The following is a 21,442-nucleotide window of genomic DNA, read 5'->3' as shown; positions in this document are numbered from 1 at the left end:
GCTGAGGTGGCCGCCAGAAACTATATTTTTTTTCTGCAAATGTTCTTATGTAATAAATATTTACATATCTTTGCAGTCCGAAATTTGAAGAAGATACTTTAAGAGAACATAGCCATCATGAGCGAACTAATTAAATTCATTGAGCAGGAATCTACTGACAAGCGCGCCTCTTTCCCAACTTTCCAGGCGGGTGATACTATAAACATTCACGTGAAAATCCGTGAGGGTAACAAAGAGCGTATCCAGCAGTTCCAGGGTGTTGTGATTCAGCGTAAGAACGTGAACACAAACGGAGAAACGTTCACTGTAAGAAAAGTATCTAACCAAATTGGCTTAGAGCGTATCTTCCCGCTTCTTTCTCCATCCATCGAGAAGATCGAGCTGGTAAGAAGAGGTAAAGTAAGAAGAGCAAGACTGTACTACCTGAGAGGACTTCAGGGCAAGGCGGCTCGTATCAAGGAAAGAAGATAAGAATACCTGTTTTCATAAGTTTTCCATAGTTTTTGTGAAAAGGAGCCGACAACCTCGGCTCCTTTTTTTGTGCCTATACTTTACCCTGCGCTGCCGGTTATACTTTACCCTGCCGCCAGTGCTGCTTATATTTGCAGTGTAACCCTAAGCACTTCCGCACCATGAAACGCCATACTTTATACTTGCTACCCTTGCTGCTGTTTTTTGCCTCCTGCAAAACCGACTACGCCGGGCTGCCCACCTACTCGGCAAACAAGCAGCTGCAGGCGGTGGTGGAGACGCCGGCCGGGAACACCCGCAGGCTGGTGTATGATAAAGAGAAGAAAGAGTTTGTGCCGGACCTGAATGCGGGCCACGAGCGAGAGGTGAACTTCCTCCCCTACCCGGGCAACCTTGGCTTTATACCTTCCACGGAGATAGACAAGAATGGCAGAGGGCTGGAGGTACTGGTGCTGGCGGAGCGGCGCGAGCCGGGCACGGAGATGGAGGTGATCCCGGTAGGGCTGATCCAGCTGGAGAATTACGGGGAGCTGCGCCATGTGGTGGTGGCCGTGCCATCGCGGCCCAGCGAGCGCCGCATCGACGCCACGAATTACAAGAGCTTCAGCCAGAACTATCCGGGCGCCAAGGCCATACTTCAGATCTGGTTCTCAAACTACAACAAAGCCTCCAACACCAAGTTTGTAGGCTGGCGCGACGAGAAGTTCGCCGAGAAGGAGATCCAGCGCTGGATGAAGCTGTAGCCGGGCTATACTTGCGTCTCCTGAGGTCCGTAATTAGAGCAGGCTGGGAAGTATGAGCTATACTTTATACTTCTGCTTCACGAACCATAGCCCATAAAAAAGAGACGCAATCATGGCGTCTCCTCAAGTATAAAATCCCGATTGCAATTTACTACTTTGGTGAAGGTGTGAACCCACCCCTAACCCCTCCCAAGAGGGGAATCATTACAGTTGCAGGAATTCCCCTCCTCAACATAGTTAGAGGTGGGTGTTATAAAATCAAAAGTATAAAACCGGTTGCTACTTGTTTACCTGCAGCAGCTTGGCCCGGACCGCATCCACGGCTTTCTCCATGTCCTGTACGCGCTGGCGGCTCAGCTCCTGCTTCTGTTGGTTCACCTGCACGTCCTGCTCCAGTTGCTTCAGGTCTTCGGCATTGCGCACCAGCTCGGCCTCCAGCTCTTTGCGGCGCTGCTTGTTGCGCTCTATACTTAGCTGCAGGCTGTTGGCCTCTTTCACCACGCGGTCCTGCTCGGCTTTGGTGGCCTTCAGCACGTCCTCTGCGGCGTTTATCTGCCGGAACACATCATCGCGGTACAGCTTTTGGGCAAAGGCCCGCATAAACTTCTCTGCGGCGGCATATTCCTTGGGTGTGGCGGCTTTGCTGAGGTAACCAGTCCCCAGGTCCAGCGTCCACCACACCTTGCTGCCCGTGGCATCGCTGCTCACCATCGAGTACAGGCGCACGGGCTCCTTCGCGATTTCCTCCAGCTTCGCTGCGTCCACTGTTATCACGCCCTTGGAAACCTTCGCCCGGCCGGCCTCCTCGCCCAGGTATTCCTTCCAGGAGCGCTCCACGGTTTTGGGGTCCAGCTGCACCAAGAGCTGCTGCCCATGCCTTTTCACGCCCAGCACCTCCTGCTCCACCTCTTTTACCTGCACCGCCTGCGCCTGGCAAACGCCGGCCACCAACACGAAAATAGCAAGTATAAATCCTCTCATACGGCTCCTGTTTTTTTGTACTCCGATAGGTTTGATTGATACACGAAGTTAAAGAATAGCCGGCAGAATGGGCGAAGGCGAAACGAATTAATTTAGAACCTTTTGGTTTGGGATTCGGGCAAGCTACGCTAACTTTGCAAACTTATGGCACGCGCAGTCGGAGGTAATCGGGGGTAGGGCCAAACTTTACCGACCAAAAGCTGTTTAAAGCACTATGAGAGTAACCGTTTGCCGGAAGGAGCACTTCAACGCTGCGCACCGACTACACAACCCCGCCTGGACGGACGAGCAGAACAGCGCGGTTTTCGGGCTGTGCAACAACCCCCACTACCATGGGCACAACTATGAGCTGGTCGTAAAACTGACGGGCACGGTAGACCCCGAGACTGGGTACGTGTACGACATGAAGAAGCTGAGCGACCTGGTGAAGGAGGAGGTGGTAAGCAAGTTCGACCACCGGAACCTGAACCTGGACACCGCAGAGTTCCGGGAGCTGAACCCCACCGCCGAGAACATAGCGGTGGTGATCTGGAAAAAACTGCGCGACAAGATCAGCCCCGATTACGACTTAGCAGTACAACTGTATGAAACTGAACGAAACTTTGTGGAATATAATGGATAACCACGACCTGGAGAACGAGGAGGCGATGGACGACCACGTGATGAGCTCTCTGGAGACGCCCATGCGCGACGACGCCTTTGCACTTTCCGACGACGAGAAGATTACCATCATCGAGGGGCACTTCCGCGAGATCATGCACACCCTGGGCCTGGACCTGAAGGACGACAGCCTGAAGGGCACACCGCACCGCGTGGCCAAGATGTACGTGAAGGAGATCTTCAGCGGCCTGCACCCCGACAACAAGCCGCATGCGCGCCGCTTCGAGAACAAGTACAAGTATAACAAAATGCTGGTGGAGCGCGACATTACCGTTTACTCCTCCTGCGAGCACCACTTTGTGCCCATCATTGGCAAGGCGCACGTGGCTTATATCCCCAACGAGCACGTGATCGGGCTCTCCAAGCTGAACCGCATTGTGCAGTACTACGCCCGCCGCCCGCAGGTGCAGGAGCGCATGACCATGCAGATAGCCAGCGAGCTGAAGCAGGCGCTGCAGACAGAGAACGTGGCGGTGCTGATAGAGGCCGACCACCTGTGCGTGATGAGCCGCGGCGTGAACGACGTGAGCAGCAGCACCATCACGGCGGAGTACTCCGGCTTGTTTGAGCAGGAGGCTTACCGCACGGAGTTCCTGGGCCACATCCGCACCAAGCGCTAACCCATACCCCATACTGGCATATCTTCCGGGGTGGGCCCCTGCACTCCTAAAAAATATAAGAAAACTTAAATATACCTAAGTTGCGTATAGGTGAACTTACTGTGCAAACATACACAAGCTTATGCCAGGAAAAATACTCATAACAGGAGGCTCGGGGTTAGTAGGGATGCGTTTATCGGAACTGCTGATAGACCAGGGCTACGAAGTGGCGCACCTCAGCCGCAAGCCCGATAAGGTATCCAGTTACAAAACCTTTAAGTGGGATGTAAAGAATGGCTACATCGATGAGAGCGCCCTCACCTACGCCGATTACATCGTGAACCTGGCAGGCGCCAGCATAGCCGCTGAAAAGTGGACGGATGAGCGCAAAAAGGAAATCCTGAAGAGCCGCGTGGACAGCACAAACCTGCTGCACAAGTGCCTTGGCCGCCCGGAGCACCACGTAAAAGGGTTTATCTCCGCCTCTGCCATCGGCATCTACGGCGATGCCGGCGACCAACTGATGTCGGAGGAGAGCACCTACGGCGATGACTTTCTGGCGGAGGTATGCAAAGCCTGGGAGGCAGCTGCCTGGCAAATGCGCGACCTGGGCCTGCGCACCGTTATCCTGCGGCTGGGCATCGTGCTGAGCCCGAAGGGCGGTGCCCTGCCGCAGATAGCCAGGCCGGTAAAAATGATGGCCGGCGCCCCGCTGGGTACCGGCAGGCAGTACATGTCCTGGATTCATATCGATGACCTGTGCCGCCTGTTCATCCGCGCCATCGAGGACACGCAGCTGGAGGGGGTGTACAATGCCGTGGCCCCGCACCCGGTCACGAACAAGGAATTCACCCAAGAGTTGGCCGAGGCCATGAATAAGCCCCTGGTGCTGCCCAAGGTGCCCGCCTTTGCCATAAACCTGATGATGGGCGAGATGAGTGAGGTGGTGCTGGCCAGCCAGCGCGTAAGCGCCAACAAGGTGCTGCAGACGGGCTTCACGTTCGAGTACAACTACCTGGAGGATGCCCTGGAGTCGTTTTACGAAAAGAATGAGGAGTAGAGAAAACCCAAGTATAAAAGAAGAAGGGCCGGCTAAAGTATAGCCGGCCCTTCTTCTTTTATGCTTGAGCAGGTGCTGTTAGCGCCATTGCTGCCGGCAACAGCCGCAGTTTATACTTCTACAGGATATCCCCAACGTTCAGCAGTTCCAGGATGGAGTCCATCTGGGTGGAGTCTGGCATGGTTTGTTTCGGCAGCACGGTGGTGCAGTTATACTTCTTGCTGATCTTGACGGTAGGCTTGGGGAAGCGGCCCATGGTGTAGCCCAGGTCCTTGTCCTGGTAAATACGCTCCATGTAGCGCCCGAACACCGGCAGCGCCGTCTTAGAGCCCTCGCCCAGCTGCGAGGTACGGAAGTGGATGCTGCGGTCCTCGCCACCCACCCACACGCCCGTCACCAGGTCTTTGGTCACGCCCATGAACCAGCCGTCGGAGTGGTTGGAGCTGGTACCGGTTTTACCCCCTATCTCGTTGCCTTTCCACAGATTATACTCCCACAGCGCCTGCGAGGTGCCGCCGGGCTCCTCCATGCCGCCCTTGAGCATGTGCATCATCAGGAAGGCCGTCTCCTCGCTCAGCACCTTCTTCTGCTTGGGCGTGAACTGGTGCAGCAGGTTTCCGTTCTGGTCCTCAATGCGGGTGATGAACATCGGCTCGGTGTGGAAGCCATAATTCGGGAAAGTACTGTAGGCGCCCACCATTTCAAAGATAGAAACATCGCTCGGGCCAAGGCCTATGGAAGGCACTGCCTGCAGCGGACTGCTGATGCCCAGCTTTTGGGCATACTTCACCACCGTTTCCCATCCTATCTTCTCAGTCAGTTGGGCCGTTACCGAGTTCACCGATTTGCCCATGCCCCGGCGCAATGTCATCGGAGCACCCGTATACTCCCAGTCGGCGTTGTTTGGTGACCAGCTTTTCTTTTCGCCCTTCTCCACGTAGTTGATGGTGATGCGCTGGTCCACGATCTTGTCGCAGGGCGAGTAGCCGTTGTCTATCGCGGCCACGTACACGAACGGCTTAAAGGTAGAGCCCGGCTGGCGGCGCGCCTGTTTCACGTGGTCATACTTAAAATACTTAAAGTTGATGCCGCCAACCCAAGCCTTGATATGGCCTGAGAAAGGGTCCATGGTCATCATGCCGCCGTGCAGGAAGTGCTTGTAGTAGGCCAGCGAGTCCAGCGGGCTCATGGTCACGGTCTTCTCCAACGAGTCGTTGTCCCAGGTGAACACCTTCATCTCGCGCGGGCGGTTCAATTCCTTGTTTATCGCCTGCATGTCATCGCCATACTTTTTTTGCAGGCGCTTGTAGTAGGCGGTGCGCTTGATGGTTGCCTCGATAAAGCCCGGTATCTCGCGGTTCTTCTCATCCACCCACGGGTTTTTGCCTTTCCAGTGGTTGTCGAAGCGGCGCTGCAGCTTGCGCATCTGCTCCTCCATGGCAGCCTCGGCGTGGGCTTGCATCCTGGAGTCGATGGTGGTGTATACTTTCAGGCCGTCGCGGTACAGATCGTAGCCGTTGTCCTTGCACCACTCCTGCAGGTAATCGGCCACGGCTCCCCTGAAGTAAGTGGCGGGGCCGTCGTAATGGTTCTCCACGTTGTAGTCCAGCACCAGCGGCACCTGGCTCAGCGAGTCGGCCGCGGTTTTATCCAGGTAACCATACTTTACCATCTGGCCCAGCACCACGTTGCGGCGGCGGGTGGCGTTCTCGGGGTTAAAGCGGGGGCTGTAGTAGGTCGGGGCTTTGAGCAGGCCCACCAGCATGGCGGCCTCCTCCATCTTCAGCTTCTCGGGTGTGTTGTTAAAGAAAGTCTTGGCCGCTACCTTAATCCCGAAGGAGTTGGAGCCAAAGTCCACCGTGTTCAGGTACATCGTCAGGATCTCCTCCTTGGTGTAGCGCTGCTCCAGTTTGATGGCCGTGAGCCACTCCTTTGTTTTGGAGATCACGATACTGAGGCCGGGGATGTGGCCCAGCACGCCCTTGGAGTCGTCGGTGCGGGTTTTGTAGAGGTTCTTGGCCAGCTGCTGGGTAATGGTACTGGCGCCGCGGGCCTCGCCCTGAAAGGTGCCGTACACCGCCGATACGATCGCCTCCGGGTCGATGCCGGCATGTTCGTGAAAACGGATATCCTCGGTGGCCAGCAGCGCCTGCACCAGTTGCGGCGAGAGCTCCCTGTAGGTTACGGGGCTGCGGTTCTCCCGGAAATATTTCCCGATCAGCTTGCCGTCGGACGTGTACAGCTCGGAGGCCTGGTCGGACCTGGGGTTCTCCAGCCTGTCGAGGCTTGGCGTGGCGCCGAACAGGTACAGCACGTTGTGCTCCACGCTCAGCAGGTACCCCACCACCACAGCAATCCCCAGGAAAAATGCTTTCCAGGCAAAGCTGATCACCTTATGGGCTATGGATGAGGATGTTTTAGGTTCTTGTACTTTCTCTTGCTCCTTCGGCATCTTTAGCAAATAGCGGCTGTTCCGGTTAAATTCCCAATCGCACTTTATACAAAACGATCACAAAGATACTTTTTGTACACAACTTCCAAGAAGTACGCCCTGTATTACTTCGCAAATATTGTTAGAACAAGTATACTTTGACGTGTGCTGGCTATATTTGTTCCAGAAGTCGCACTTAAGATCGCCACAAAAATGCAAGCTACACTACAACAGGCTTTTAACAGAGTAATTGGGCTGCCGCTGAACAAGACCACCCGTACCGAAACAGTTGTATACTTCCACTTTGGCCACACCCACTACACCACACCGCAGGGCCTGGTGCTGGACGTGGGCGAGATGACCCTGGCCGTGAACTGCCCCTGGGAGCTGCAACTGACCGACGGCGGCCGCATAAAGCACAGCGAAATGTACATCCGCAAGCGCGAGGCGGGCCTGCCAACACCGGTATGGGACTGGAAAAGGCCCGGTTCCAGCATGCTGGACCAGCGCCTGACGGAACTGGTAAAGAACAACCCGAACCTGGTGGTGGAGCGCGCGGAGCAGCAGGATAACTGGGGGCTGCTCTTATACTTTAGCGATGGCTCCACGCTCTCGGTGCTGCCGGAGCCGGAGAAACCCTCTGCGGAGTACTGGCAGTTCTTCAGCAACACCGGCGACGGGCTGCGGGTAGGTGCCTGTGAGAGGGGTTTGATCTAAAATTTATAACTCAAGTTGCGATCAACCCACCCCTACCCCTCCCAAGAGGGGAATTTCGCAAAAGAGTAGGTGATTCCCCTCCTCGGAGGGGTAGGGGTGGGTTTACACCTGCACTGCATCAGTAAATCGCAACTTGTTAATTTATACTTCCATACTTTCTTTGGCGCAAGTATAGACCGGCTGCGTTTATACTTGCGCCTATACTTTTGAGAGGCCGGAAAACCTTTGCCGGTGCTACGGAGTACCTCAGCAAAAAGCAGCCCTTGAACATCCGCCTCCAACTTTTCGAGTTTGAAGACCTGCGCTGGTTCCCGCACGTTCTCCGGCAGGGCATGCTCGACTTCCTGCGCTTCATGATCACGCGGCTGAACGCCTACGAGGCGGCGATTCCGCTGCTGCAGGAACTGCTGGAGCGCACCCACCAGCGCCACATCACCGACCTTTGCTCGGGTGCCGGAGGCGGTATCGCCGCCATACAGCAGCAGCTGAGCCAGCGCATGGGCACCACCGTCCGCGTCACCCTCTCCGACCTTTACCCGAACCTCGGCGCATACGAGTACCTGCAGGAAAGCTCCGGAGGTGCCATCAACTTTATACCTGAGCCCGTTAATGCCACGGCTGTGCCGCCAGGTATAAAAGGCGTGCGCACCATCTTCTCCTCGTTCCACCATTTTCCGCCGCACCTGGCCAAAGCCATACTTCAGGACGCCGCCGGCAGGCGTGCCGCCATCGGCATTTTTGAGGGGGCCAGCAAAAGCTGGCTGGAGTTGCTGCTGCTGTGGCTGCTCTTCCCCATACTTATACTTCTGGTCACGCCCTTTATCCGTCCGTTCCGGCTCAGCAGGCTGTTTTTCACGTACATCTTACCACTTATCCCTTTGGGTATACTTTGGGATGGCACGGTATCGCTGCTGCGCATGTACACGCCCGAGCAACTGCAGCGCATGGCATCGGAGGTAAAAACAGCAAATTATACCTGGCGCTCCGGCCGCGCCGGTGCCGGTCCGGGCAAGCATGTGATTTACCTGATCGGGTATCCGGAGGAATTTTGAATGAGTGATTGAATGAATGTTGCGGATAACGGACAACGAACTTGAACAGCAAGTATAGCACTGCCCTCACGCTGATGCGCATCCCGTTCTCGGTGTACCTGATGCCGATTTTCTGGTTTGCGCTGAGCACGCTGCCCCAGGTGGACGTGTGGCAGGCGGTGGCGGTATTCCTGGTGCTGCATGGGCTGGTGTACCCCGCTAGCAACGGCTACAACTCCTACTACGACCGCGACGAGGGAAGTATAGGCGGCCTTAAAAAACCACCAAAGCCTAACCGGCAGCTCATGCACCTGGTGCTGCTGTTCGATGTGCTGGCCATACTTTTCAGCCTGCTGCTCTCGCCGCTCTTTGCCAGCCTGGTAGCGCTGTACCTGTTTATCTCCAAGGCCTACAGTTACGAGGGCATCCGCCTGAAGAAGTACCCGATCCTGAGCACAGTGGTGGTTACATTTTTTCAGGGGGCGTTTACCTACGGGATGGTGCAGGTAGGCGTGGGGCTAGCAATGCAGCAGGTGCTTCAGCCCCCGAACATCTGGTTTGCGCTGGTGAGTACACTTTTCCTGTGCGGCTCCTACCCCCTCACTCAAATCTATCAGCATGCCGAAGACAGCCGCCGCGGCGACCGTACCCTGAGCCTGCTGCTGGGCATCAACGGCACCTACATGTTTGCCGCTGTCAGTTTGCTGGCTGGCACGGCGCTGCTGCTGTGGCTATACTTCAGCGTGGGGCAGGTGGGCAATATTTTCATCTTCCTGCTCTGCACGGCGCCTGTTGTATACTTTTTTGCCGGGTGGGTGCTGCGCGCGCAGAAAGACCGTGGTGTGGTGAACTTTGAGAATACGATGCAGATGAACAAGCTCTCTTCCCTGTGCATTAGCGGGGCTTTTTTGTTGATGTTGCTAGCCCGCACATGGCCAACATAAACCTGATTCCGTAGTAGCGAATAGCTGCAACACACTACGCCCATGAAGTTCTTAGACGCTGTCGTGGCGGGCATCGCCGGCACCGCCGCCATGACTGCCTTTTTATACTTGCTCTCGTTTGCCACGCACCGCGTGATGAAGGTGACGCGCCTCCTGGGCACCATGTTGCTGAACCGCACCCACCCTGATGGCAGCCTCTCAGAACTCACCGGCACCAAGGTGGCGGGCACCATTGCACACTATGCCGCGGGCATATTCTTCTCTGTAGTTTACCTGGCGCTCTGGAATTCCGGTGTAGGGGTGCCCACCGCCTCCTGGGGACTGTTGTTCGGCCTGGCGCACGGGCTAGTCGCGATGGTGATCTGGTACTTCTTTTTCATGGTGCACCCCCGCCCGCCGATCATCACCCTCCGCAGCTACCTCACCTCGCTCATCTTTGCCCACATTGTCTTCGGTTTTGTTGCTACCTATACTTTCTACCTGTTGTTAAGGCCGGATTATAGTTTTTGGTGGTAGGCAATCGGATTTTTACAGACGTCGCCCCTCCCCTAACGGTAGCTGCCATAGCCAAAGTATAAGTTTCATAGTTACTGGTATCGCGCGGACAGGTCGCGAACTGTCTCTACAGAAGTATGAACCCGCTCCTGGTCTTATCACCCCACCCCAACCCTCCCCTAAGAACAGGGGAGGGAGCTCGGTTCGAGTTACATAGCAGGCGGCTATCGAAATGTTCCCAGCCTTTGGGCTGAGCGCCTATGCGAGTTTTTCCGGTGCCGAACGTGAGTGAGGCAGCCCGAGGTACGAGGGCAGGAAAAGCTCCCAGCGCGATGCCCGAAGGCGAGCCCTCTCGGGCTGGAGAGCACCAAAGTATGATGTGCAACAGTAGGTTTGTGGGAACTAGAGGATCAGCGGTTGCTAGAAAGGATAGCTTGTGTCGAATTGCTGGAAGCAGCGGCTATGAAAGTATAAATCGGTAAGTATAAAGAATAGTTGAAGTATAAAGGATGGCCCAAGATAAAACTTTAGCAAATGCAAGTATGGCTTTTCAAGCCAGTCGAGTCACAGACCCGACGCCATGGTTGGATACAAGTCTGAAGACTTGCACCATTAATTAAGTAAAGGCACAAGCGTCCGCTTGCGCCAGAAATAACATATCAAAGTATAAAACAAAACAGCCTGCCAAACACGAAGTATGGCAGGCTGCAAGTATATGTTAAGCTAACGCTTCTCCTTACCCGTTCATCGAGATCAGGAACTCCTCGTTGCTCTTGGTGCCTTTCATTCTTTCTTTCAGGAACTCCATGGCCTCTATCGAGTTCATGTCGGACATGAACTTGCGCAGGATCCAGATACGGTTCAGCTCGTCGCGGTCCATCAGCAGGTCCTCGCGGCGCGTACCGGAAGCCGGAACGTCAATGGCTGGGTACACGCGGCGGTTGGCCAGCTTGCGGTCCAGTTGCAGTTCCATGTTACCGGTACCCTTGAATTCTTCGAAGATCACCTCGTCCATCTTAGAGCCCGTGTCGATCAGGGCCGTGGCAATGATAGTGAGCGAGCCGCCGTTTTCTACGTTACGGGCCGCACCGAAGAAGCGCTTCGGCTTGTGCAGTGCGTTGGCATCCACACCACCCGACAGAATTTTGCCGGACGAAGGAACCACCGTGTTATAGGCACGTGCCAGGCGTGTAATGGAATCCAGCAGAATTACCACATCGTGGCCGCACTCTACCATGCGCTTGGCTTTATCCAGTACAATGCTCGATACCTTCACGTGGCGCTCGGCCTGCTCGTCGAACGTAGAGGCAATTACCTCGGCTCTTACGCTGCGGGCCATATCAGTTACTTCTTCCGGGCGCTCGTCAATCAGCAGGATCATCAGGTATACTTCCGGGTGGTTTTCCGAGATGGCGTTAGCGATCTCCTTGAGCAGCACGGTTTTACCTGTCTTCGGCTGCGCCACGATCATACCACGCTGGCCTTTACCGATAGGGGCAAACAGGTCCAGGATACGGGTGGAAAGCTGGCTTGGGCGTGTGGTCAGTTTCAGGCGCTCTTCCGGGAAAAGCGGCGTCAGGTGCTGGAACGGGATACGGTCGCGGATCTCCTCGGTCGTGCGTCCGTTCACGGTTTCCACCTTAAGTAGTGCAAAATATTTCTCTCCTTCCTTCGGCGGGCGGATCTGGCCTTTTACCGTATCGCCCGTCTTCAGTCCAAATAATTTGATCTGTGATGGGGAAACGTAGATATCGTCCGGCGAGGCGAGGTAGTTGTAGTGGGTGGAACGCAGGAAGCCGTAGCCATCCTGCATCAGTTCCAGCACACCTTCGTTCAGGATGATACCATCAAACTCTTTAAAGTTATTGGCACTAGCGGCATTCTGCTGGCTGCTACGGCGCGTGTTATCAGTACGGTCGTTGCTGCGGTTGTCGCCACGGTTATCGTTGCCACGATTGTCATTACCACGGCTATCATTGCCACGGTTATCGTTTCCGCGATTGTCGTTTCCGCGGTTATCGTTACCACGGTTATCATTGCCGCGGTTATCGTTGCGATTTTCTCTTTCTGCCTTGTTATCGTTGCCGCGGTTATCACGCGCCTCAGACCGGTTTTCACGGGTTTCGGGGCGGTTCTCACGCACTTCAGTGCGGGTGTCGGTGCGGTTATCGTCTTTGCGAACGCGCTCGCGCTGGCCCTGGGCGCCATGGTCTTTGGCAGGAGCCTCGGCGGGCACAGCCACCGGCACTCTTTCCTCGGTCCGGGCAGCGGCCTGCACGCGGGGGCGCCTTTCGGGCTTGGCAGGGGCTTCTTCTACTTCTACAGCAACTGCAACATCAGCAGACTCTTCACTACCAGCAGATTCGGCTTGTATTGCAGGATTGTATTTTTTGGAGATGGTGTCTGAAGGGGAAACGGCTTGCTGATCGAGGATCTTGTAAATGAGGTCTTGTTTGCTGAGCTTCTTAAAGTTCTTAACACCCAAGTGCTCAGCAATCTCTTTGAGCTCTGAAAGAAGCCTATCTTTCAATTCTTCAATTTTATACATAAATAGTGGTATGGTAGTTAACTTAACTTGCCAGGTATCGCGGTGAGCGAACAAAGCGAGAGATTTTCGTTTATTTCAGGAAAATAGAATAGGTTGCGAAAGAGTCAGAAAGGCACGGGAACTATGGCCTTCTTCAAATGTACCGCAATGTTATTGCAATGCCTTTTAATTAACAAATATTACCGGTTGTTTTAGATAAAAAGTTTCAATTTTTGCTTAAAAGATTTCGCAAAAGCCGCTAACTAGTTAAAAAGCTCTATTTTTGCGTTCATACTTTATACTTACTTATGCTACAGCTACCAGTTTTAAGAGAACAGACCGAGCAGGTGATTGCCGGGCTGAACAAGAAAAACTACAAAAACGCGGCCCAGGAAGTTGCCGCTCTGCTGGAGCTCGACCAGCAACGACGCCAGATCCAGAACGAGCACGATACCCTTCAAAGCCGCGCCAATTCCTTATCCAAGGAAATCGGCCTGCTGATGAAGAGCGGGGAGCGCGAGAAGGCCGAGGCCGCCAAAGCCGAAACCTCCGAACTGAAGCAGCAAACCAAAGCCCTAGCTGAGCAACTCTCCTCCATCGAAGACGACATCCAGAAGGCGCTGTACAAGCTGCCGAACCTGCCGCACGAGAGCGTACCCTTTGGCAAAAGCGCCGAGGACAACGAGGTGGTGCTGGAGCATGGCCAGATACCTAAGTTGCACGAAGGCGCGCAGCCGCACTGGGAACTAATTCAGAAGTACGATATCATTGACTTTGAGTTGGGTAATAAAGTATCCGGGGCTGGTTTTCCGTTCTACAAGAAGCAGGGGGCACGTTTGCAGCGCGCGCTTATCAACTTCTTCCTGGATGAGGCCATCAAGGCCGGGTACATGGAGGTGCAGCCACCGATTGTGGTAAACGAGGCGTCTGGCTACGGCACGGGCCAGTTGCCCGACAAGGACGGCCAGATGTATCATGCCACGGCAGATAACCTGTACCTGATCCCGACAGCGGAGGTTCCTATTACAAACATGTACCGCGATGAAATTGTTCCGGTGGATCAGCTGCCAATCAAGAATGCCGGACACACGCCCTGCTTCCGCCGCGAGGCCGGCTCGTGGGGCGCCGACGTGCGCGGCCTGAACCGCCTGCACCAGTTCGACAAGGTGGAGATTGTGCAGATAACGCTGCCCGAGAAGTCTTACGAGGCGCTGGAGCAGATGAGCAGCTACATACAGGGGCTGTTGCAGAAACTGGAGCTGCCTTACCGCGTGCTGCGCCTGTGCGGCGGCGACATGGGCTTTACCTCTGCCCTTACCTATGATATGGAAGTATACTCTGCCGCCCAGGGCCGCTGGCTGGAGGTAAGCTCGGCCTCAAACTTCGAGACCTACCAGGCCAACCGCCTGAAGCTGCGCTACAGAACCGAGTCGGGCAAAACACAGCTGCTGCATACGTTGAACGGAAGCGCCCTGGCCCTGCCCCGCATTGTAGCGGCTATACTTGAGAATAACCAAACGCCGGACGGCATTAACATGCCAAAGGTGCTGCACTCCTACTTAGGGTTTGAGAAGATTTCCTAATTTGAGGATTTGGAAATGTGGAGATGTGAAGATGCTCCAACCCTACTAAGCAGAACAGCCGCTGACCAAATCAGCGGCTGTTCTGCTTAGTAGCTTACGCCCTTGCTGTGTGTTTTCACCAGCAAGCAAAAGGGCGCGTAAGTATAAAATTTGAAGCTGTGTAAATTTGGAGATGGGAAGATGGGGATGGGAAGATGGGAGGATTTGGAAATTCTTTAAAACAAACGCCGCTGACTACTCAACGGCTTTTGTCCTGTTAATGGAGCGAATATAATTTATTGCCCAATCTTCACATCTCCAAATTTCCAAATCTTCTCATTCCCAAATTCCCAAATCTCCAAATCTATCAACCACCAAACTGCTCCAGGTAAGCCTGGTACTGGTTTTTGAGTTTATACTTCTTGATCAGGATCTTGGGCTCATCGAAGTTCTCGGCCTGTAGCGCTTTGGTTTGCAGCAGCTGCTCCAGGGCCAGTCGCTCGTCTTCGGCACCGTCTATACTTTCATAGTCTGTTAAGAATGTTGGCGTAAGCAGCAGTTTATTCTTCTTAATCGCCACATATCCCACCGACATCAACTTCTCCAGCCCCTGCTCCACTTCATTCTGCGAGAGCACGGTTCCGTCCACGGCATCGGCCATGAGCAAGATTTCGTGCAGCGGCGCACCGCCCTCTTCGCCGGATGCTAAAAGAAGCGCCTCCAGTAGTTGCACATCGGCTTCCTGCCAGGTTAAGTTATATTTAGGCATAGCTTTTACTCATAAATCGGTTCAAATATAGCCCGTAAGTTCATTTACTTTGCAATATATACTTGTATCTGTATATTTATTACCTGTTACCAGCTCCTAACATCACGTGATACTACTCAGAAAACAAACTTGTTTACTTTTCCTGCCGCTCCTGCTGTGCCTGGTGGCACTGCAAAGCTTCGGTCAGTCGTCAAAGGGCTTCATCATCAAGAAAGGCGGAGAGTACAACGAAGGCTTTATAAGCTTCGACCACCGTCAGCCCTGGCAGATACAATTCAACCGCTTCCGACAAGGCTCCTCCATGCTCTACAGTTCTGAGCAACTTGCTGGGTTCAAACTCAAGGACGGTAAGAACTTTGTTACCAAAACCATACTTGCTGATGGCAAGCCGCTGCATATTTTTATAGAGGTATTAGGCGACAGCACATTCTTCTACTTCAGGCGCGACAACGTTTTTCTCAAGCCCTCCTCTGCCTCTGAACAAATCCGGGAGCAGGACCTGCTCCCGTACCTACGATCGCTGACAGCCCCTTCCGATAGCTGGTACGATGAGCTCCACCTGTTCAAACTCAAGCCAAAAGCGCTACGCTATTTTGTGAACAATAGAGCAGAAGGCAAGTCGCCAACCATTATGTTTAGCAGCGTTGGCGTTTTCTCTTCCTTTAACCGCTCCGTGCTTACTAGCAAAGGCTCATGGCTGGAGGGGAATGACAGCCCGGTAAAAGCAACATCCCTCAATATCAGCGCGGGTGCCTTTGCCGACCTGCCGCTCTGGTCGGTGAACAACCTGTCGGTGCAAACACAGGCCAGCTACGGCAAAATGCGGTTTAACGAAACTACGACCGGCCGGGATACGCGCTATGATTACAAAGTGGACCTCGACTACGCCAGCCTCTCCCTGCTGCCAAAGTATAGCCATACCCTCTCCAAGCTGCGCCTGTTTGCGCAGGCAGGCCCAAGTGTAACCTATATTCTGCAAAGCGACACCCAGGCGGTGAAAGCCGTAACCGAGGGAGACAAGGTATGGCTGCACCTTGCCCCTTCCCTTGTCAGCTCTGAGGTGATGTTTGGGTTTGAGGCAGGTGCAGGCATCAGCTATTTTTACCTCCCCAGGCACTACGTGTCAGTGGGCATCAGCCAGGGAAACACTTTCAGCAAACAGTTCCATATCAGCAACCAGTCCCTTACCGTTAGCCTCAACCTATGAAAACCTGCTTCACCCGTTACATCCTGTACCTGGTCTTTGTTTGCCTGTGCAGCTGCGCCAAAGAGGAGGAGTTCCCGAAGGCGCTGCAACACCCTTACCTGGAGATGCAGCAGGCCTTTCCTGACAGCACTGGCATAAAGGCGTCGGCCATTATCCTATACCAGGGCGAAAACGCTCCAACAGAGTATGGATTCGCCTACAAACCCCAATCGGGTGATCAGCAGTCAGAGGCGAGAGTATCCGCCACCATGGCTGACAATAAGTTCAGCGCCGTCTTGTCGGCAAGGCTTACCAGTAGAATCACTTATGAAGTAAGAGCCTACGCCGTTGTGGACGACAAGACCATTTACAGCCCCTACATGGAAGCCACGAGCTTTGTCACCAGCCCGCCTACCATCACAGACTTTTCACCTAAAGAAGGCCCTGACCACACCCAGATTACCATAACAGGCTTCAACTTTTCAAAAAACAAGTATGAAATGGAGGTGTTCGTTGGACCAGTAAGAGCCAATGTTTTATCATCTGATGACAACAAACTGGTAGTAAGGATATCGGGGTCGAAGCATTTTGGCTCCTTCCCGATACAGGTGAAGAGGTATAAGGACAAAATAGGCGTATCAGAGGAGACATTCAGAATCTGGGGACCTGAAATACATAAGATGTCCAAGCTAGAGGCCACACCCGGCGATACGCTAACGCTGTTCGGGAAGCACCTCTTCGGTGGGCAATGGGGGCCGTACGTGCGTCACGGACTGATGCAATTTAAAGTGCTCTCCGCCTTCGACACGAAACTGCTGGTGGAGGTTCCCTTTCCGGATCCTGCGGAATTTGACACGCCGCTGCCACTCACGGTTACGGCCGGCGAGAAAACCGCCAGTATTCCTTTCAGCTTTACCATCCGCTCCAACTTCAGTTCGGCTACAGCGCTGGACCTGCCGGTACAGTCAAGCTATATGCCAGCTTTTGAGGCCGATGGAAAGGGGTATTTCTTCGATTACAACCGTGTAATTAGCTACTCTACGGCCACCGGGCAGTGGCGTGAGGAAAGCAAGTTTCCGGGGCTAGGTCGCTCTACTCCACTGTGGCAGCGTGTTGGCGACAAGGCCTACCTTATTGGGGGCACGAAAGGATTCTACAATTATGGTGATGTGTGGGAGTATGACTTCAGGTCAGGCATTTGGAAGGAGAAGCCTGGCCTCAAGGTTTATACGTCGCGCGTAGCAAGCTTTGTGTTGGACGGGAAGATATACTTTGCCGGGGGCACCAGCAACGAAAGCAGCTATATCCTACGGCGCTACGACCCGCAGACGGAGCAGTTCACAACACTTAACAGGGTACCAGGTTATGTTGCATATGGTAGCGCATTCAGCCAAAATGGCAAAGGTTACCTACTGGTGAACGGGAGCGTGATGGAGTACAACCAGGCCACAGACTCCTGGTCCGTTCACAGCCAGTACAGCGCCAGCGACAGCCATGCCTTTACCACAGACGGCTCAGATGTATACCTGCTCACGCAGAGGCAGTACCCGACACTGTATCGCTACAACACCTCTACTAAATCGTGGGAAAAGGCTGCTTTCTACCCCGGCTGTGTGGCAGACCAGTACGGCTACTATTACAATATAAGTTTCTCTGGCTTTGCCACTAAGGATGCCCTATACGTGGGCATGCTTCGTTCGTCTGCTTATAGCAATTGCTTTACCCGTTTTTATAAGTATACGCCTTAACTATAGCCCTTCAAACGAGATCTCCCGCATGCACTTAAAGTGTCCTTTGGGGCACTTGCTGTAGCCGATTTTGGAGCAGGGGCGGCAGCTGAGGCCGCGTACCTCCAGCACTTTATACTTCGTCCGGAAGGGGTACATGCCAAACTCCGGAATGGTGTTGCCCCACACGCTGATGATGTCTTTCCCAAAAGCCGCTGCAATGTGCATCAGGCCCGTGTCGTGGCTTACCACCTGCGTGGCCTGCCGCACCAGTGAGGCCGAGCCATTGAGGTTATACTTGCCGCAGGCGTTGTAAATCGTTGTTCGTTGTTCGTTGTTCGTTGATCGGTTGGTGAAGTGTGCAGTGATTTCTTCACCGGTGGCGGCGTCTTCCTTGCCCCCCAAAAGTATAACTGGCTGCTGCAGGCGCTCGCACAATTCTATAATTCGCTCGGTGGGCAGGCGCTTGGTATAGTGCTGCGCGCCAATGGCAAAGGCTACATAACCGTTCTGAAATCCTTCCGGCAAAGTATAAACGTCCACCTCATCCGGGGCAGGTATAAAATAGTCCAGGCCACCGCCATCGTCTTTCACACCCAGCGCAGCAGCGGCATCCAGGTAGCGTTGTACAATGTGCACGTCAGGCAGGCGGTTTAGTTTGAAGTTTACCATCAGCCACTTCTCGTAGTTGAGCTTATTAAAGCTGCGGCCCGGCTTGCCCAGTCTTGCTTTGATGATGCGCGTGCGCAGGTTGTTGTGCAAATCCACTACATAGTCGAAGTTCTTCGCTTTCAGCTCCTGCACCAGGTCGCTCAGTTTCTCGCCCAGCACATGCACTTTGTCCACGTACGGGTTAGGAGCAAGTATACTTTGGAAGGCTTTTTTGGTAACATAATGCACCTCCGCCCCCGGCACCTGCTGCTTGATGCAGCGGATAACAGGCGTGGTCAGCACAATATCGCCGATGGAGGAAAAACGAAGTATGAGGATTTTGGGCATGTTATACTTTAAACAAACGCTGCCGCAAGTTTTCAACTTGTGGCTATACTTGGGGTAAGCTTTCAGCTTACGGATTTCATAGACTACAGCTATACTTTTGCAAGCTGGAAGCTGGAAGCAGGTTGACCGTTAGCTACTTTATCTTCTCCTTCCTCTCCCTGAAATACTTCTCCACTTCCTCCAGCGGCTTAGCGTTAAAGGTCATCTCTTTCGTTAGACCTCCCTTGCGGCCAACCAATACGCCATACTTCATGTCGTCGTAGCCGCTGGTGTGGTGGGCATCGGGGTTTATACTGAGCATCACGCCTTTTTCCAAAGCATAGTGCACGTAGCGCCAGTCCAGGTCCAGCCGCCAGGGGTTGGAGTTGATCTCGATGATGACGTTGTTGGCGGCGCAGGCATCAATCACCATTTTGTGGTTGATCGGGTAGCCCTCGCGGCGCAGCAGCAGGCGACCAGTCGGGTGGCCGAGCATGGTGGTATAAGGGTTCTCAATAGCCGTGATCAAACGGGCCGAAGCTTTCTGCTCATCCATGTTCAAAGTGCTGTGGATGCTGGCCACGATGAAGTCAAAGGTCCTGAGGATATCCTCGTCATAGTCCAAAGAGCCATCGCCTAGGATATCCGACTCAATGCCTTTAAAAATTTTAAACGGAGCCAGTTTCTTGTTCAGCTCGTCGATCTCTTTCTGCTGGCGCAGCACATCGCCCTCGCGCAGGCCACCGGCATAGGCAGCCGTTTTGCTGTGGTCCGAGATGCCCAGGTACTCATAGCCCATGTCGCGGCAGTAAGTGGCCATCTGTTCTAAAGTATGGGCGCCGTCGGAGTAGGTGCTGTGGTTGTGCAGGATGCCCTTGAGGTCGGAGAGTTCGAGCAGCTTTGGCAGTTTGTTTTGCAGGGCCAGTTCAAGCTCGTTGGTGCCCTCGCGCAGCTCTGGCGCTACGTACGCCATGCCCGCCGATTTATAGATATCCGCTTCCGAAGCATAGCCTTGCTCGCGCACCACCGTCAGCAGGTTGGTGCTGCCCGTAAACAGTTGCGCCAGGTGCTCCGGGGCCGAAGAAGTCTGCAATAACTCGTTGGCAAAGCGCTCAGTGGGCACCAGCCGCACCTCCACCGGCATACCGCTTTCAGTAAGCGCGCCGCGCCAGGCAAAGGGGCCGGAGTTTTTCTGGTCTTCCTGCAGCTCCGCTATACTTTGTAAAGCCTCATGTGACCGGGCCGGAGCCTCGGTAGCAAGTATAAACTGCAGCGCGGTGATGATCTCCATGCGGCGGCGCATCTCGCCTACCAACTCCACCTGCGCCCCGGGCACAGCGGCTTTTATACGTTGCAGCAGCTGCTCGGCCACCAGCTCGGCTTCGGCATACAATAATTTGCCCCGGTTTTGCTGGGTAAAGAGCAGCGCCTGCCGGATGTTTTCCTGCGTTTTGGCGCCAAAGCCCTTCAGTTTGCTCACCTTGTCCAGCTCGCAGGCCTCCAGCAGTTCCTCCACCGTCTCGGCACCCAACTCTTTCCAGAGGTTACGTACTTTTTTGGGGCCGATGCCTTTGATGCTCAGCATCTCCACCACGCCCGGCGGCGTTACCTGCAGCATCTGGTCGAGCTCGGCAAAAGTGCCTTTCTCGTTTAGCTCCAAGATCTTGGCCGCGATGCCTTTGCCCACGCCCTGTATACTTTCCAGCTGCGCCTGCGTCAGGGTTTCCAGCGGCTCTTCCACCAGCTCCAGCGCCGCTACGGCGTTGGCGTAAGAGCGAATCTTGAACGGATTCTCGTCGTGCAGCTCCATGAGTTCGGCTGCCAGCTTAAACTGTTTTATGATCTTCTTGTTTTCCAAAGCCTGCGTGTTGTCGGTGTGCTGCAAAGATAGGAAAAGCGCCCGAACCTTGGTCCTTTCCGGCGGCGCCCTTACCCCCTGCATACTTTATTTCGTAATAATCTTCAGCCCTTGCCGTTAGCAAACCGGGAGCAGAATAGTTGTATGCTTATACTTACATATACCGTCCTTATTCCCTACCTTAGCATATAAACCTGATTTATACCTATGAGATATACGTCTGTGCTGTGCCTGTTGTGCCTGCTGTTTATGGCGGTAACGTGCAAGAAAAACGATAAAGTGGCTGCGCAACTTGCCGGGAAAGTATGGCTGCACTCCTTCGAGGAAGACGAGGAGGGACTGTGGGTATACCGCCCTAACACCTATGATTTTCCGCCCTCGCGGGGACGCACCGGTTTCAGCATAGAGCCGGGAGGCGTGTTCAAGCGCTTCGAGATTGCCCCTACCGACGGCCTGCAGGAAGAGGTGGGCGAGTGGGAGCAGCTGCAGAAAGACCTGGTGCAGGTGCGCATGGCCGAGGGCAGCACGCCGCCTACCGAGTACCGCATCCAGATCGTTTCTTTGAGCGATGACTTATTGAAAGTGAAGCGGATAGAATAATCTATAAACATAATTATACTTTAAAAGTATAGATTATACTTAAGTCATGAAGAGCTACGAGCATCTGTCCAATACAGCCCGCAGGGGAATTAGTCTGCTACTA

The 21,442-nt window shown here is 54.1% G+C and carries 19 protein-coding genes; 13 read left to right on the top strand and 6 right to left on the bottom strand.

Features of this window, described 5'->3' with window-relative positions:
• Nucleotides 1-117: 117 nt before the first annotated feature.
• Both rplS and A3841_RS17185 read left to right on the top strand, forming a co-directional pair.
• Nucleotides 118-471: a 50S ribosomal protein L19 gene (gene rplS, locus A3841_RS17190; protein WP_073854155.1), complete on the top strand. Its 354-nt coding sequence runs from the start codon at nt 118-120 to the stop codon at nt 469-471.
• 161 nt (nt 472-632) lie between these two features.
• A complete protein-coding gene (locus A3841_RS17185) occupies nt 633-1,214 on the top strand; it encodes an inorganic diphosphatase (protein ID WP_073854272.1) in 582 nt (193 codons plus the stop codon).
• A gap of 279 nt (nt 1,215-1,493) precedes the next feature.
• Here A3841_RS17185 and A3841_RS17180 read toward each other — a convergent pair whose 3' ends face one another.
• A complete protein-coding gene (locus tag A3841_RS17180) occupies nt 1,494-2,195 on the bottom strand; it encodes a DNA repair ATPase (protein ID WP_073854152.1) in 702 nt (233 codons plus the stop codon).
• Between the two features lie 214 nt (nt 2,196-2,409).
• Here A3841_RS17180 and A3841_RS17175 point away from each other — a divergent pair, with 214 nt between their 5' ends.
• From A3841_RS17175 to A3841_RS17165, 3 genes are all read left to right on the top strand, one after another.
• A complete protein-coding gene (locus A3841_RS17175) occupies nt 2,410-2,817 on the top strand; it encodes a 6-pyruvoyl trahydropterin synthase family protein (protein ID WP_073854150.1) in 408 nt (135 codons plus the stop codon).
• Complete coding sequence (folE, locus tag A3841_RS17170) at nt 2,780-3,475, top strand: GTP cyclohydrolase I FolE (RefSeq protein WP_394332896.1); 696 nt, start codon at nt 2,780-2,782, stop codon at nt 3,473-3,475. The genes A3841_RS17175 and folE overlap by 38 nt, the downstream gene beginning before the upstream one ends.
• Nucleotides 3,476-3,596: 121 nt before the next feature.
• Nucleotides 3,597-4,514 (top strand): TIGR01777 family oxidoreductase, encoded by a 918-nt coding sequence (locus A3841_RS17165; protein WP_073854146.1) that lies wholly within the window; start codon nt 3,597-3,599, stop codon nt 4,512-4,514.
• 118 nt (nt 4,515-4,632) lie between these two features.
• On the opposite strand, the gene A3841_RS17160 is transcribed toward A3841_RS17165, so the two are convergent.
• Nucleotides 4,633-6,966: a penicillin-binding protein 1A gene (locus A3841_RS17160; RefSeq protein WP_083610406.1), complete on the bottom strand. Its 2,334-nt coding sequence runs from the start codon at nt 6,964-6,966 to the stop codon at nt 4,633-4,635.
• 192 nt (nt 6,967-7,158) lie between these two features.
• Here A3841_RS17160 and A3841_RS17155 point away from each other — a divergent pair, with 192 nt between their 5' ends.
• The 4 genes from A3841_RS17155 to A3841_RS17140 all read left to right on the top strand — a co-directional run bounded on the left by A3841_RS17155 (nt 7,159) and on the right by A3841_RS17140 (nt 10,153).
• A complete protein-coding gene (locus A3841_RS17155) occupies nt 7,159-7,662 on the top strand; it encodes a hypothetical protein (RefSeq protein WP_073854268.1) in 504 nt (167 codons plus the stop codon).
• Between the two features lie 206 nt (nt 7,663-7,868).
• Nucleotides 7,869-8,714 (top strand): hypothetical protein, encoded by an 846-nt coding sequence (locus A3841_RS17150; RefSeq protein ID WP_083610405.1) that lies wholly within the window; start codon nt 7,869-7,871, stop codon nt 8,712-8,714.
• A 41-nt stretch (nt 8,715-8,755) separates the two neighbouring features.
• Complete coding sequence (locus A3841_RS17145; protein WP_235861454.1) at nt 8,756-9,637, top strand: UbiA family prenyltransferase; 882 nt, start codon at nt 8,756-8,758, stop codon at nt 9,635-9,637.
• 42 nt (nt 9,638-9,679) lie between these two features.
• A complete protein-coding gene (locus A3841_RS17140; RefSeq protein WP_073854144.1) occupies nt 9,680-10,153 on the top strand; it encodes a hypothetical protein in 474 nt (157 codons plus the stop codon).
• Nucleotides 10,154-10,868: 715 nt separating this feature from the next.
• Here the strand turns inward: A3841_RS17140 and rho are convergent.
• Nucleotides 10,869-12,680: a transcription termination factor Rho gene (gene rho / locus A3841_RS17135; protein WP_073854141.1), complete on the bottom strand. Its 1,812-nt coding sequence runs from the start codon at nt 12,678-12,680 to the stop codon at nt 10,869-10,871.
• Between the two features lie 287 nt (nt 12,681-12,967).
• Between rho and serS the strand changes: the two genes are divergently transcribed.
• Nucleotides 12,968-14,242, top strand: a complete 1,275-nt coding sequence (serS, locus tag A3841_RS17130) for a serine--tRNA ligase (RefSeq protein WP_073854139.1) — start codon at nt 12,968-12,970, stop codon at nt 14,240-14,242.
• A 346-nt stretch (nt 14,243-14,588) separates the two neighbouring features.
• Here the strand turns inward: serS and A3841_RS17125 are convergent, their stop codons facing one another.
• Complete coding sequence (locus A3841_RS17125; protein WP_073854137.1) at nt 14,589-14,990, bottom strand: hypothetical protein; 402 nt, start codon at nt 14,988-14,990, stop codon at nt 14,589-14,591.
• 106 nt (nt 14,991-15,096) lie between these two features.
• On the opposite strand from A3841_RS17125, the gene A3841_RS17120 reads away from it, so the two are divergent.
• Complete coding sequence (locus A3841_RS17120; protein ID WP_139307999.1) at nt 15,097-16,197, top strand: outer membrane beta-barrel protein; 1,101 nt, start codon at nt 15,097-15,099, stop codon at nt 16,195-16,197.
• The gene (locus A3841_RS17115; RefSeq protein ID WP_073854133.1) at nt 16,194-17,924 is read left to right on the top strand and encodes an IPT/TIG domain-containing protein; all 1,731 of its coding nucleotides are present in this window, start codon (nt 16,194-16,196) and stop codon (nt 17,922-17,924) included. Before A3841_RS17120 ends, A3841_RS17115 begins: the two co-directional genes overlap by 4 nt.
• Here A3841_RS17115 and A3841_RS17110 read toward each other — a convergent pair whose 3' ends face one another.
• On the bottom strand, nt 17,925-18,902 hold the full coding sequence (locus A3841_RS17110) for a glycosyltransferase family 9 protein (RefSeq protein ID WP_073854131.1): 978 nt from the start codon (nt 18,900-18,902) through the stop codon (nt 17,925-17,927).
• Between the two features lie 133 nt (nt 18,903-19,035).
• A complete protein-coding gene (gene polX, locus A3841_RS17105) occupies nt 19,036-20,691 on the bottom strand; it encodes a DNA polymerase/3'-5' exonuclease PolX (RefSeq protein WP_235861464.1) in 1,656 nt (551 codons plus the stop codon).
• A gap of 255 nt (nt 20,692-20,946) precedes the next feature.
• Between polX and A3841_RS17100 the strand changes: the two genes are divergently transcribed.
• Nucleotides 20,947-21,339 carry a hypothetical protein gene (locus A3841_RS17100; protein WP_073854129.1) on the top strand — a complete coding sequence of 131 codons (393 nt, stop codon included), beginning with the start codon at nt 20,947-20,949 and terminating at the stop codon, nt 21,337-21,339.
• The last annotated feature ends 103 nt before the right edge of the window (nt 21,340-21,442 follow it).

This window comes from Pontibacter flavimaris (assembly GCF_001907195.1).
Classification (GTDB): Bacteria; Bacteroidota; Bacteroidia; order Cytophagales; family Hymenobacteraceae; genus Pontibacter; species Pontibacter flavimaris.
The sequence above is the reverse complement of the archived record's forward strand: the minus strand, read 5'-3'. Positions and strand labels throughout refer to the sequence as shown.